The 13554-nt window shown below is 61.5% G+C and carries 10 protein-coding genes; 3 read left to right on the top strand and 7 right to left on the bottom strand.

Annotation, left to right across the window (positions count from 1 at the left end; genetic code table 11):
* Nucleotides 1-5: 5 nt before the first annotated feature.
* The 3 genes from IEX57_RS05365 to hemH all read right to left on the bottom strand — a co-directional run bounded on the left by IEX57_RS05365 (nucleotide 6) and on the right by hemH (nucleotide 3286).
* Nucleotides 6-1397 carry a sensor histidine kinase gene (locus tag IEX57_RS05365; protein WP_188703067.1) on the bottom strand — a complete coding sequence of 464 codons (1392 nt, stop codon included), beginning with the start codon at nucleotides 1395-1397 and terminating at the stop codon, nucleotides 6-8.
* Nucleotides 1387-2085, bottom strand: coding sequence for a response regulator transcription factor (locus IEX57_RS05360; protein WP_188696724.1), 699 nt, complete (start codon nucleotides 2083-2085; stop codon nucleotides 1387-1389). Before IEX57_RS05360 ends, IEX57_RS05365 begins: the two co-directional genes overlap by 11 nt.
* 82 nt (nucleotides 2086-2167) lie before the next feature.
* Nucleotides 2168-3286, bottom strand: coding sequence for a ferrochelatase (hemH, locus tag IEX57_RS05355; RefSeq protein WP_188703065.1), 1119 nt, complete (start codon nucleotides 3284-3286; stop codon nucleotides 2168-2170).
* A 199-nt stretch (nucleotides 3287-3485) separates the two neighbouring features.
* Between hemH and IEX57_RS05350 the strand changes: the two genes are divergently transcribed.
* Complete coding sequence (locus IEX57_RS05350; RefSeq protein WP_188703064.1) at nucleotides 3486-4055, top strand: GNAT family N-acetyltransferase; 570 nt, start codon at nucleotides 3486-3488, stop codon at nucleotides 4053-4055.
* Here the strand turns inward: IEX57_RS05350 and IEX57_RS05345 are convergent.
* Genes IEX57_RS05345 through IEX57_RS05335 form a run of 3 tightly spaced genes read right to left on the bottom strand, consistent with a single transcriptional unit; the run spans nucleotide 4052 to nucleotide 7916 of the window.
* Complete coding sequence (locus tag IEX57_RS05345) at nucleotides 4052-6016, bottom strand: transglutaminase TgpA family protein (RefSeq protein WP_188703062.1); 1965 nt, start codon at nucleotides 6014-6016, stop codon at nucleotides 4052-4054. The two genes, IEX57_RS05350 and IEX57_RS05345, sit on opposite strands and share 4 nt — an antisense overlap.
* A complete protein-coding gene (locus IEX57_RS05340) occupies nucleotides 6013-6993 on the bottom strand; it encodes a DUF58 domain-containing protein (RefSeq protein WP_188703060.1) in 981 nt (326 codons plus the stop codon). Before IEX57_RS05340 ends, IEX57_RS05345 begins: the two co-directional genes overlap by 4 nt.
* Nucleotides 6994-7004: 11 nt before the next feature.
* The gene (locus IEX57_RS05335; RefSeq protein WP_188703058.1) at nucleotides 7005-7916 is read right to left on the bottom strand and encodes an AAA family ATPase; all 912 of its coding nucleotides are present in this window, start codon (nucleotides 7914-7916) and stop codon (nucleotides 7005-7007) included.
* Nucleotides 7917-8205: 289 nt separating this feature from the next.
* Here IEX57_RS05335 and IEX57_RS05330 point away from each other — a divergent pair, with 289 nt between their 5' ends.
* Nucleotides 8206-9153, top strand: coding sequence for a histone deacetylase family protein (locus IEX57_RS05330; protein WP_229708749.1), 948 nt, complete (start codon nucleotides 8206-8208; stop codon nucleotides 9151-9153).
* A gap of 51 nt (nucleotides 9154-9204) precedes the next feature.
* Here the strand turns inward: IEX57_RS05330 and mfd are convergent, their stop codons facing one another.
* Nucleotides 9205-12609: a transcription-repair coupling factor gene (mfd, locus tag IEX57_RS05325; RefSeq protein WP_188703056.1), complete on the bottom strand. Its 3405-nt coding sequence runs from the start codon at nucleotides 12607-12609 to the stop codon at nucleotides 9205-9207.
* A gap of 144 nt (nucleotides 12610-12753) precedes the next feature.
* On the opposite strand from mfd, the gene rlmB reads away from it, so the two are divergent.
* Nucleotides 12754-13500 (top strand): 23S rRNA (guanosine(2251)-2'-O)-methyltransferase RlmB, encoded by a 747-nt coding sequence (gene rlmB, locus IEX57_RS05320; RefSeq protein ID WP_188703054.1) that lies wholly within the window; start codon nucleotides 12754-12756, stop codon nucleotides 13498-13500.
* Nucleotides 13501-13554: the final 54 nt, after the last annotated feature.

The raw sequence follows: 13554 nt of genomic DNA, 5'->3' as shown, positions 1-13554 counted from the left end.
ACGAATCAGACGGCAGGGCGCCGTTGTTCCTTGGGCAATTCCACGTGCACGATCAGGCCGTGCGGTTTGGCATCCAGCAGGCTGACCGAACCACCATGGCGCTCGGCAATTTCCTTGACGATGGCCATACCCAGGCCACAACCGTTGCCGGTCTGCTCGCGCCGGTAAAACCGCTCAAATACCCGTGGTTTGTCGTCATCCGGAATACCAGTGCCGTTGTCTTCTACTTCCACCACATAGCGCATGTCATCTTCGGTCAGGCGGACCGTGATATTGCCGCCGCGCGGTATGTATTTGATGGCGTTCTCGACCAGATTCACAAACAACTCGCGCAACAGGGCAGAGTTGCCTTCAATCACCGCTTCGTTCAGCGCGGTATCGCAACCCAGATCCATGCCGGCCGCCAGCGCGCGGGGGACGGATTCTGCGGTCAGATCACGGATCAGACGCGCCAGATCGACTTTCACGCGCGGCATGCCACTTTGCGTACCTGGCTCAGAACGGGCCAGGGTCAGCAACTGGTTGACGAGGTGAATGCTGCGCGTGGCGCTGGTGTGCACCATGTGCAAGCGGGCGCGCAGTTGTTCGGGTTCGGTTTCGCGCATGGCCAGTTCGGTCTGCGACTTCAGACCGGCCAGCGGCGTACGCAACTGGTGGGCTGCATCGGCAATAAAGCGGCGCTGACGGGCCACGCTTTCATGCGTGGTGGAAAGCAGTTGTGTCAGGGCCTTGGCCAGCGCGTGCAATTCCTGCGGCGCATGGCTCAGTTCAAACGGCGCCTGATCTTGCGGTGAGCGTTTTTCTACCAGGCGCTGCAAACCATTGAGCGGGCGCAGGCCACGGTTGATGCCCAGCCAGACCAGAAAGCTCATTACCACCAGCAAACCGCCCAGTGGCAGGGCGATCGTCAACATGATCTGGCGCGACAAATGATTGCGGCTGGCCAGGCTTTTGGCGGCCTCGATGTGAATCCAGCCGTTTTTGTCGAGCGGGTAATAGACCGACACCATGCGAACCGGCGAGGCCAGCTGCATCAGATTACTGAATACAGGCTCACTGCCAGGGTTTTGCTTGAGTTCTGGTGCGGACGGGAAACTGAAATTGCCAAGGATTTTCTGGCCATCAGGGCCGGAAACGGCATAAAGAAGCGGATCGTCTGGCGACGAATCCAGCATCAGGTGAGTGGCTTCAGGAAAGCGGGGAACAGCTTTGCCACCCTCTACATGCATCTGCCGGGCCAGGGCATTGGCCAGCTGTAGAAGGCTGTTATCGGTCACTTCATTGGCGAAGTGGCTGGCAACCTGGAAACTAAGTAACGCCCCAGCCAGCCACAGGACCAGCTGGGGTATCAAAAGCCAGAGTAACAGCTGGCGTTTGAGCGAATACTTAGCCTGCATCGAACGCCGAGTGGGGTTGCTGTTTTTCCAGCAAATAACCCAGACCGCGGATGGTCCGGATCACAACACCACATGGCTCAAGCTTCTTGCGCAGACGGTGTACGTACACTTCAATCGCGTTCAGGCCCACTTCGGCGTTGTCAGAACCCAGTTCAGAAACGATCTGTTCCTTGGTCACGACGCGGTCGATGTTGGACATCAGGATTTCCAGCACGGTCAGTTCACGTGCGGAGAGATCCAGCGGGGTGTCGTTGCACCAGGCGCGCTGACCTGCACGGTCCAGACGCAGATTACCCAGTTGCTGTACCGATTGCGGTAGGATCTGGCTGCGACGCAAGAGGGCGCGCAGACGGGCTTCCAGTTCGGCAAATTCGAACGGCTTGGCCAGGTAATCGTCGGCACCGGCATCCAGGCCCGCGACACGGTCTTCCAGGCCGTCCAGTGCCGTCAGGATCAGAATCGGCAGGGAAGGCTTGTGCTGACGAATGTTGCGCAGCACTGTCAGGCCGTCCATGTTCGGCAGGCCGATATCCAGCACGACAACATCGTAATCGTTGTGAAGAAGAATCTGCAGCGCCAGAGAGCCGTCATTGACACAGTCGACCTGGAAGTCAGCCTGCGACAAACTGGTTTTCAGGGCATCCGCAAGGATGAGATCGTCTTCGGCGAGAAAGAGCCGAGTGCTCATGAGGGGATTCCTTCCGGTTGTAAGATTAAGCTTACCGTTGAGTGTAACTGGAATTGGCTAATTGCCCAAGAATTATTTTGCATTATTGTTTCGCGCCAAGTTTTTGCGCACGTAGATTGGCTATTTTCGCGGCTTCCAGCGGTGGTTCGGTGGTTTGACCTGTCGTCGGCCAGTTTGTAAGTTGAATGGCTACAAAGTCAGCTAAAGCGGCAATCCACCCGGAATTATCGTTGAGGCAAGGAATGTGGTTGAGGGCCTTGCCACCGGCAGCAAGGAAGGTCTGTTTGCCTTCCATGGCGATTTCTTCCAGCGTTTCCAGGCAATCGGCCACAAAACCCGGGCAGAACACATCAACGGTCTTGACGCCGCCGCGCGCCAGTTGGGTCAGCGCCACGCTGGTATACGGTTCCAGCCAGCGGGTGCGGCCAAAGCGTGACTGAAACGCCACCGTGTATTCGCTTTCTTCCAGTTGCAGTGCAGCGGCCAGCAAGCGGGCAGTTTTCTGGCAGTGGCAGTAATACGGATCGCCCTGGTCCAGCGTGTAACGTGGCAGGCCGTGAAAACTCAGCACCAGATGTTCGCCACGGCCGTTTTCATCCCAGCTTTTGCGTACACGTGCGGCCAGCGCGGTGATATACCCGGGAAAGTCATGCCAGGATTTCACCAGCCGCAACTCGGGCGTGTTGCGATAGCGGGCCATCTGCGCGAACACCGCGTCATAGGCGCTGGCGGTAGTGCTGGCGGCGTATTGCGGGTACATGGGCATCACCAGGATCCGATCGCAGCCGGCGGCCTTGAGTTCATCCATGGCGCTGGCTACGGACGGATTGCCATAACGCATGCCCAGCGCAACGGCCGGGGCTGGCGCGCCGTAGCGCGCGGCGCGTTCGCCCAGGAGGCCCTTGAGCAATTTGGCCTGTTTGATGCTCCATACCAGCAGCGGCGAGCCCTCTCTTGTCCAGATCAGAGCGTATTTGGCGGCAGATCTGGCGGGGCGGGTGGTCAACACAAACAGGTTAAGGATGATCAGCCAGATCAGGCGCGGAATTTCCACCACGCGCGGGTCAGACAAAAACTGGCGCAGATAGCGGCGCACCGCAGCGGGCGTGGCTGCGTCGGGTGTACCCAGGTTAATCAAGAGGATGCCGGTTCTGGCAATGCTGCCATGACGGTATTCGGGCTCTTTGGCAAAACGAGGCATGCACGGTGTCCCTGGTTGGCGTTGGCGGGTGGGGCCTGCGGCCCTCTGCGGGGCGTGGCGGACAGGCGGCATATCATAACAGCCGCACCGGGTCAGGACGAAGGCCCGGTTAACCGCGCCGCGCATTCTTTTGTCTGTTGCGCTTTAACGCGCACGGCCGGGTTAAAGTAGACCACCAGATCCGGTCAAAGTGAGTCATATGGCGTCCCCCTTGCTGCAGCACATCCCCGCTTTTATTGAAACCGAACGCCTGTTGTTGCGCGTGCCCCGGGCAGGTGACGGCGCCGATGTCCACGCTGCCGTGCTTGAAACGCTGCCCTCGTTGCGTGCGTTTCCGGCGTCTTTGCCCTGGGCCATGTTTGAACCGTCGGTAGCGGCTTCTGAAACCTGGTGCATTGAAAGTGCGGCAGCCTTTTTGTTGCGCAAAGACTTGCCCTACCTGGCTTTTGACAACAAAACCGGCGATCTCGTTGCCGCGCTGGGCTTGCATCGGCCGGACTGGCGTATTCCCAGGCTGGAACTGGGTTACTGGTGCCGGGCATCACGCCATGGTCAGGGCTATGTGACAGAGGCCGCCCGGGCGCTCTTGTGGATGGCCTTCGACACGCTGGCCGCGCGCCGGGTAGAGGTGCATTGTGATGCGGACAACCTGGCCAGCCGCCGTGTGTGCGAACGCCTGGGAATGACCCTGGAGGGCATTTTGCGCAACCAGCGCGTCACCCCGGCGGGCGTGGTGGGGGATGGCTGTATCTACGCCATCATCCGCTAGCGCTTGCCACCGCGCACCTGAAAGCGGCGGATGGCGCGCGCCAGACCGGGCAGGGCATCGGAGGCCTGGCCGTAGCGGATGGTCAGATACTGGCTGGCAATGGCCAGGATCTCGGCTTGTTGCCGTGGCAGGCGGGCGGCGGCGCGGCGAGCATAGTTAAGCGGGCCTTCGCCTGCGGCAGGGATGACGCCAGCACGCCCCAGCTTGCGCTCGAATTGCAGCCAGTGCCGTTGCGCCGCGTCAGCGTAGCGTTTGCGCTGCCAGTCCTGGCTGAGGAGCAGATAGATGAGCAGCACGATGCCGAAGGCACCGCCCAGCCACCCGATAAACTGCGTCGAGACGACGTTGTCGATGCCCAGTCGGCTCAGTACACGCATCTGGCGTTCGGCGTCATAACCCACCACCCATTTATCCCAGCCGTGCATGACGGCGTCCCAGCGCAGGCGCAGATCGCCCAGCCAGCCGTCTTCGTTGCGCAACAGATAAGGCAGCGGATCAGTGGCCGGTACGGCGCCTTGCAGGCCACGGAAAATGCGTTCTGGCGCGATGGCCGCAGTGGGGTCAACGCGTTGCCAGCCCTGGCCATCCAGCCAGACTTCGGTCCAGGCGTGGGCAGAGGACTGGCGCACGATCCAGTAGTTGCCGGTGCGGTTGTATTCGCCCCCCAGATAGCCGCCCACGACGCGCGTCGGCACACCGGCCGCGCGCATCAGGAAAGCAAAGGCACCGGCATAGTGTTCACAAAAGCCGGCGCGGGTCTGGAACAAGAGTTCATCCACCCGGTCCCGCCCGGTCAGTAGCGGCGGGCCCAGCGTGTATTGAAAGTGTCCCTTGCGCAGAAAATCCAGCGCTGCGTCTATCCGTTGGGCTGGCGGCAAGCCGGCCCACTGCGCGGCCAGGGCGCGCGCTTGCGGGTTGATGTCTTTGGGCAGCGCCAGATCACGCTTCAGGCGCAACGGATCTTCTTCCTTGATCTGCCAGTGGGCGGCGCTGGTAAAGGCAAAGCGCTGCCGCTGGATCAGGGTATTGCGTGACAAAGCCTGCAGGCTGTTGGAAAACCGGGTGTCCGAAGGGATTTGCACCGGCATGTCCATGGCCATGACCCAGTTGCGCTGGGTGGGTTCCAGCGTCATGGTGTAGCGGTATTGCAGGCCGTGGGTGATGACTTGCGGCTGCTTGCTGCCGGGTATACCGGTGCGCCAGGTGGTGCCGTCGAATTGCTCCATCACCGGGCCGCGCCAGTACAGTTGCGCGCGTTGCGGCGACAGATTGTCAAAATCGACGCGGAAGGCCACGCTGTCATCCTGGACCAGATCGCTGATACTGCCGGGCTCCATGGTATCGGACATGCCGGTGCGGGCTTGCTGGGTGTCGTTGGGCATACGCCACAGCGGGGTGGCCAGGCGCGGAAAAAGCACAAACAGGATCAACGCGATCGGCAGCGCTTCTGCCAGCATGCGCAGCACGCGCCAGAGGTCGGGCCAGCCGAAGTGGCCGTCTTCCCGCATCCAGGTCATCAGCTGCAGGCAGATCAACAGCAGCGTTGCCACTGCATACAGCATCATGAAAGGCGATTGCGACAACAAAAAGCCGGTGCTGCAGGCAAAAAACGCCAGCAGTGTCAGCACGCGTACATCGCGCTGGTTCGTGGTTTCCAGAAACTTCACGGCAATCAGACTACCCAGCGCCGCAACGCCGCCGCCGCGCCCGATCAGGGTGTGATATTGCAGCAAAATCGGCACAAACAACGCCAGCGCAACGCCAATGCGGATCACCGGATGCGGCACTGGCCGCCCGGCGTGAGCCAGCCACAGGCGCCAGCCCAGCGGCAATAAAACCAGCAGGCTATGCCAGACGGGTACTTGCAGCAGCACCGGCCCCAGCGCGCAGGCCACGGCGGCGGCCAGAATATAAAACGGGGGCATCAGCAACGGCGCGGCTGTGGTCTTGCGACGGGTCATGGCGCATCTCCGGGCAAGCCGAACAGCGCCAGCGCGCGTAAGCAGATTTCCCGGTGGCGGGCGCCATTGGCGGGCTCAATGCGCCGGCCAGGCAACTCCAGTGTGTAGGGCCGGCCCGAGGCATCGGCCTGCAATACCCAGGCGGTCAGGCGCGACAACCGAGCCTCCAGCCCCAGCCCGGCGGTGTCTCCCCAGCGCAGATAAAGCATGGCGGAGTGCGGTGCTTCATGCATGCGTACGGCCAGCCATTCCAGCCGCGCCGACTGTTTCCAGGCAATCTGCCGGAAGGTGTCCCCAGGCTGATACTGGCGCAGCCCGGCAAAGTCTTCATCACCGGACCGTGCGCGCAGCCCGGTTTTTTCGTTGCCGCCGCCATCCGGCCAGCCCGGCGGGTTCTTTTCCGGCGCGGGGTAAACCAGGCATTGTGCGTGCAGATGTGCCAGCGTCCATGCCCGGCACCAGCCCGTGGGGTAACGGGTTTCGATGGTAATGCGCGGCAGGGCCAGCCAGCCGCGGGCGGGCGCCGGCACCGGCAGCCAGACCTGCGCCTCGCCGCCGGCCTGGAGGCGGGCCTGCAGCGTCTCTTTGCTGCGGCCGGCGTGCAGGCGCAGGTTATGCCGGGCGCTATTGCGGCCGTCGCCCAGTTGCACCGGAAAATGCGCCGTCTCGCCGGCAAAAACCGCGGGCGCGATGTTGGCGGTAATGGTCAAACCCAGCAGATTGCGAAAGGCCTCGATCAAGCCGGCGTGGCCCAGCCCCAGCATCAGAAAGGCGAACATGTACGCCAGACTGAGCTGGTAGTTGATCGCGCCGATCAGCACCAGCACGCAGGTCAGCGCATAGGCCATGCCAAAACCGCTGGGCAGCACATAAATGCGGTTCTGTTTGACCCTGATGGTGCCGGTCACGGCTGGATGGCGCTGCGCCATCCAGTGCTGGATACGATCTTGCAGGGGCTGGATAAACGGAATTTGCACGCGTGGCCGGCTCAGGGAATGGCGACCGAGGCCAGCAGATCACGCGCGGTATGGGCATCGGCCTGACCATGCAGACGCGCTTGCAGGCGGTGGCCGGCCACGGCGGGGAACACCGCTTGCACGTCTTCCGGGATGGCAAAGTCACGGCCGTCCAGCCAGGCCCAGGCGCGCGTGGCAGAGACCAGATCCAGCAAGGCGCGCGGCGACAGTCCGTAGCTTAGCCGCTCGCTGGTCCGGGTGGCGGCGGCCAGAGCCTGGACATAATCGAGCAACGGTGCCGCAATGCGCACGCTGGCCACTGCCGCCTGCGCGGCCAATAGCTGATCGGGCTGGATGGTGGGCCGTACCTGTGCCAGCAAAATGCGGCGATCTTCGCCTGCCAGCAACGCGCGCTCGGCGGCCACGCTGGGGTAGCCCAGTTCCAGACGCATCAGGAAGCGGTCGAGTTGCGACTCTGGCAGCGCAAAAGTGCCAATCTGGTTTTGCGGGTTTTGCGTGGCGATCACAAAAAACGGTTCAGGCAGCTTCCAGGTTTTGCCATCGGCGCTGACCTGGCCTTCTTCCATGGCTTCCAGCAAGGCCGACTGGGTCTTGGGCGGTGCGCGGTTGATTTCGTCGGCCAGCAGCAACTGGCTGAACACCGGGCCGCGATGAAAACGGAAGCTTTCGCTTTCGCGTGCATATACCGACACGCCCAGCAGATCAGCCGGCAGCAGATCGCTGGTGAACTGGACGCGCTGGAACTGCAGGCCCAGCGTGGCCGCCAGGGCGTGGGCCAGCGTGGTTTTGCCCACGCCAGGGACATCTTCGAACAGCAGGTGACCTCGGGCCAGCAAGCACGCCAGCGCCAGTCTTACCTGGGTTTCTTTGCCCAGGATCAGGGTGTTGAGTTGTTTCAGCGTTGCAATAAAAGGCTGCAGCATCAGGTCTCTCTGCGGATGGCGGGTTGCATGGGTCGGCGTTGAAGCTGGATCAGTATCGCGCTGTCAGGGAAGATGGGGACGTTATGACTATATGCCATAAGTATTGTTCTGGATTTGGCCAGCGCACGCCGGCGCATCCAGTTTATGGCAATGCACAGCGCTTTGCCTGAGCGCGTTGCGAACGCGTAAACTCCGGGGACCAGCGGCGCCACAGAACCAACAGACCAGCGCGCCTTTTTGCGATTCTGCATGCAGTTCCAGCGTCCGGTAACGGACAGGAGTCTGGCGTTTGTCTTTAGCAGCTACCAGAAACGATGTGACCGCCTATATCAGCGCCAGCGCCTGCGCGATGCATGAAATGGGCAAAGGCCACCCGGAATGCCCGGAGCGCCTTGCTGCCATCCAGGACCGGCTGATGGCTGCTGGCCTGTGGGATACACTCATGCACGTTGAGTCTGAACCCGCCACCTACGAGCAACTGGCGCGCGTGCATGACCGCGAATACCTGGACAAGCTGGCGCTGATGTCGCCGCTGCATGGTTACGTGCATCTTGATCCGGATACCGCCATCAACTCGTTCAGCTTGCGCGCCGCATATCACGCGGCCGGCGCGGGTATCAGCGCGGTCGACATGATGATGCGCGGACAGATCCACAATGCTTTTTGTGCCGTACGCCCGCCCGGCCACCATGCCGAACACGCCCGCGCCATGGGCTTTTGTCTGTTCAATAACGTCGCCGTGGCCGCCGCGCATGCCATGGCAGAGTACGGGCTTACCCGCGTTGCCGTGGTCGATTTTGACGTGCACCACGGCAATGGCACGGAAGACATTTTCTGCAAGGACGAACGCGTGCTGATGACGGGCTGGTTCCAGCACCCGTTCTTTCCGTACTGTGGCGACGTGCCGCGCGGCGAAAACATGAAGAATGTGCCCAAACCGCGCGCCACCACCGGGCCGGATTTCCGGGCCATGGTCAGCGAACACTGGCTGCCCGCGCTGCATGATTTCAAGCCGCAACTGATTGTGGTTTCCGCCGGCTTTGACGCCCACCGCGAAGACGACATGTCATCGATGGGGCTGGTGGAGTCTGACTACGCCTGGGTCACCCAGGAGATTGTCAAAGTGGCGGACGAGCATGCACAGGGACGGGTGGTGTCCATGCTGGAAGGTGGATATGACTTGTCGTCGCTGGCGCGCAGCGTGGCCGTACACGTGAAGGAACTGGCCGGCTTGTAATGCAGAGTGGGGATGCGGCCGGCGAGGTGAGGCGCCCTCACACCTCACACCTCACGGCTTGATCAGTTCTGCCAGCAATTCCTTCACCCGGGCAGTACGCAGCGGCGCTTCTGGCCAGTTGCCCTCCAGCCGCAAGCGATCCTGGCCAGCCAGACGATAGTTTTTCTTGCTCTGGATCAGCGTGATGATCTTCATTGGATCAACCTGCGTGTTCTTGGCAAAGCTGATCACAATGGCGCTGTCGGCGGCGTCGATCTTGGTAATCCCGATCGGCTTGGCCAGCATGCGCAGCTTGTGGCAATCCAGCAGCACCTTGGCCGGATCAGGCAAGAGCCCGAAGCGGTCGATCAACTCCTGCAGCAGTTCGTCTAGGTCTTCTGCGGTTTCGCAATTGGCCAGGCGTTTGTACAGGCTCAGACGTTCATGCACGTCCGGGCAGTATTCGTTGGGCAACAGCGCCGGTGCATGCAGATTGATTTCAGTGGTCACGCCCAGCGGCTGGGACAGATCCCGCTCCACGCCTTTTTTCAGCGCCTTGACCGCTTCATTGAGCATTTGCGAGTACAACGAGAAACCGATTTCCTGCATCTCGCCCGACTGGGAATCCCCCAGCACCTCGCCGGCACCGCGAATTTCCAGATCATGCATGGCCAGGAAGAAGCCCGAGCCCAGCTCTTCCATCATCTGGATGGCTTCCAGCCGTTTTTTGGCCGACTGCGTCATGCCTTCCATATCCGGCACCAGCAGATAGGCATAGGCCTGGTGGTGACTACGGCCCACACGGCCGCGCATCTGGTGCAATTGCGCCAGACCGAACTTGTCGGCCCGGTTCATGATGATGGTGTTGGCGTTGGGGATGTCGATCCCGGTTTCGATGATGGTCGTGCACAGCAAGACGTTGAAACGCTGGGCATAGAAATCACGCATGACGTGTTCAAGCTCGCGTTCACGCATCTGGCCATGCGCCACCCCGATACGCGCTTCGGGCAGCAATGCAGCCAGCTTTTGCTGCATGTTCTCGATGGTTTCGACTTCGTTGTGCAAGAAGAACACCTGGCCGCCGCGCTTGAGTTCACGCAGTACGGCTTCACGGATCACGCCATCGTTGAATTTGGCGACAAAGGTTTTCACGGCCAGCCGGCGCGACGGTGCGGTAGCAATGACCGAGAAATCACGCAAGCCCTCAAGGCTCATGGCCAGCGTGCGCGGGATCGGCGTCGCGGTAAGCGTCAGCACGTCCACATTGGCCCGCAAGGCTTTGAGTTGCTCTTTCTGCCGCACGCCAAAGCGGTGTTCTTCGTCGATAATCACCAGCCCCAGGCGGGCAAACTGGACATCCGGCTGCACCAGTTTGTGCGTGCCGATCACGATATCAACCTGGCCATCCGCCAGGCCCTTCATGGCGGCGGCGACTTCCTTGGTCGAGCGAAAACGTGACAGCTCGACAATCTTCACTGGCCAGTCGGCAAAACGGTCAGAGAAGGTCTGGAAATGTTGTTCGGCCAAGAGTGTGGTCGGCACCAACACTGCCACCTGTTTGCCACCGGCAACTGCCGCAAACGCAGCGCGCAGGGCGACTTCGGTCTTGCCAAAGCCCACATCGCCACACACCAGACGATCCATGGGCCGGCCCAGACGCATGTCGATCAGCACGGCCTCGATTGCGGCTTCCTGGTCGGCGGTTTCTTCAAAGCCAAAGCCTTCGGCAAAGGCTTCGTAATCCTTGAATGACCAGTCAAAGGCGTGGCCTTCGCGCGCGGCGCGGCGGGCATACAGGTTAAGCAGTTCGGCCGCGGTATCGCGCACCTGTTCTGCCGCTTTGCGCTTGGCCTTGTCCCAGGCGCCGGAACCCAGCTTGTGCAGGGGGGCAGCATCTGGCGAGCCGCCAGAGTAACGGCTGATCACGTGCAGTTGCGATACGGGCACGTACAGTTTGTCGCTGCCGGCGTATTCAATCAGCAGTAGCTCGGTTTCGCCTTCGCCCAGATCCATGGAAATCAGCCCCTGGTACAGGCCGATGCCGTGCGCTTCATGCACCACAGGGTCGCCAATCTTCAATTCGGACAGGTCGCGCAGCATGGTGTCGGTATTGCTGCGCTTTTGCTGTTTCTTGCCGCGCGCCTGCGCGACCGAGGCGTACAGATTGCCTTCGGTAATGATGGCCAGCTTTTCCTGCGGCAAAACAAAGCCACGGTATAGCGCTGCCGGGGCGAGCGTGACGCGTTCCTTGCCGTCGATAAAACCTTGCCAGCTCTCCGCCAGGGCTGGTTTCAGACCGTATTCGGCAAAGTACTGGGCCATGGTTTCGCGGCGGCCCAGACTTTCGGCGCAAATCAGCACGCGGCCTTTGAAACTGTCCAGGAACGAGGTCAGCTTGGCCAGCGGGTTATCGGCGCGGCGATCCACATCCAGCGCGGGCAGGGCCTCGGCCATGTCCTGTTCTGCCGCGGCGCCAAATTCAAGCCGCGGCCAGTTCTTGCAACTGCCAAAGAAAGTGTCCGGCATCAGGTACAGATCGGCCGGCTTCAGGATGGGGCGGTCTTTCTCGCCAGAAAGATTGCGGTAGCGGTCCTGGGTGTCGGCCCAGAAGCGCTGGGCTGCCTCTTGCAAGTTGCCGCGCAGCGCCAGCAACGCGCTGGCGGGCAGGTAGTCAAACAGCGTGGCGGTGTGTTCAAAGAACAGCGGCAAATAGTATTCGATCCCCGCCGGGGTAGCGCCGCTGGAGATATCTTTGTAAAGACGCGATTTGGACGGATCGCCCTCGAACACTTCCCGGAACCGCTGGCGAAAGCGCGTGCGGCCGCCATCGTCGATCGGGAACTCCCGCGCGGGCAGCAGGCGTACCTCGGGGACCGGGTATAGACTGCGCTGCGTGTCGACGTCAAAGGTGCGGATGGTCTCGATCTCGTCGTCAAACAAGTCGATGCGGTAGGGCAGCGTAGAGCCCATCGGGTACAGATCGATCAGGCCGCCGCGAATCGAGAACTCCCCCGGGCTGTAAACCTGGGTGACGTGGCTGTACCCGGCAAAGGCCAGATCGGCGCGCATTTTTTCCGCGTCAAACTTCTGGCCCTTCTTGATGAAGAACGTGTGCCCCGCCAGGTATTCCACCGGTGCCAGACGCCCCATGGCGGTCTGCACCGGCACAATGACCACATCGGCCTTGCCTTCGCGGATCATCCACAGTGTTGCCAGCCGTTCCGAGATCAGATCCTGGTGCGGCGAGAAATGATCGTAGGGCAGCGTTTCCCAGTCCGGCAGCATGACCACGTTTTTTTCCGGCAACAGCCAGGCCAGCTCTTCTTTCAGGCGCGTGGCTTCATGCGCGGCGTCGGTCAGCACCACCAGCGGGCGGGCACGGTCGGTGTAGCGCGCCAGCAAAAGGCTGTCGGCGGAACCGGGCGGAAGGGCAAGTTGCAGGCGGTCGCCTGCGCGGGGAAGAGCGGGAGCGGACACGGGGCGGGTACTTGGCGGGCGGCAAAAACGCCATTATACGTATGAGCGCTACGCGGGGCGAGGCATGTGCGGAAGGCGCCTTGCCGCACGCCAGCCGGTCAATGCTGTAAACTCACGGGTTCGCAAAGTTTTCGCCGGGTCATCATGGATCACAAAGTCATACACGGTTTTCACGCCGTTACCTCGCGCCTGAAGCGCTTTCCGGATAGCGTGCTGGAACTCTATCTGAACGCAGGCCGCATGGATCAGCGCTCCAAAGACTTGGCGCGTCTGGCCGAGGGGCAGGGCTGCAAGGTGCATCTGGTCGATGCCAAACGGCTGGATGGCTTGACCAACGGTGGCCGCCACCAGGGCGTGGCCGCGCTGATTGATGCGGGCAAATCGTACATCACTGTGGATGACGTGCTGGACGACCTGGACGAGCCACCTTTCTTGCTGGTGCTGGACGGCATTACTGATCCGCACAACCTGGGCGCCTGCCTGCGGGTGGCCGACGCCATGGGCGTACACGCGGTGATTGCGCCCAAAGACAAGTCGGTCGGCCTGACCGCGACGGTCTCTAAAGTGGCCTGCGGCGCGGCGGAAGTCATTCCCTACGTGATGGTGACCAACCTGGCGCGGACGCTGCGCGAGTTGCAGGAACGTGAAATCTGGATCGCCGGCACTGCAGGCGAGGCCGATACCGATCTGCATCACTTCAACCATACCGGCCCGCTGGCCTGGGTCATGGGGAACGAAGGGGACGGCATGCGCCGCCTGACCCGTGAACACTGCGACGTGCTGGTGTCGATCCCGATGTTCGGCTCGGTGGAGAGCCTGAATGTGTCGGTTGCCAGCGGCATTGTGCTGGCAGAGACCCGCCGCCAGCGCGTGATGGCGCGGCCAGCATGAACCAGCGTCAGACAGCAACACAGCAAAAGAAAAAACCGGCCTTCGTGGCCGGTT

This window comes from Silvimonas iriomotensis (assembly GCF_014645535.1).
GTDB lineage: Bacteria > Pseudomonadota > Gammaproteobacteria > Burkholderiales > Chitinibacteraceae > Silvimonas > Silvimonas iriomotensis.
Note: the sequence above shows the minus strand (reverse complement) of the source record. Positions and strands in the feature narration are given on the sequence as shown.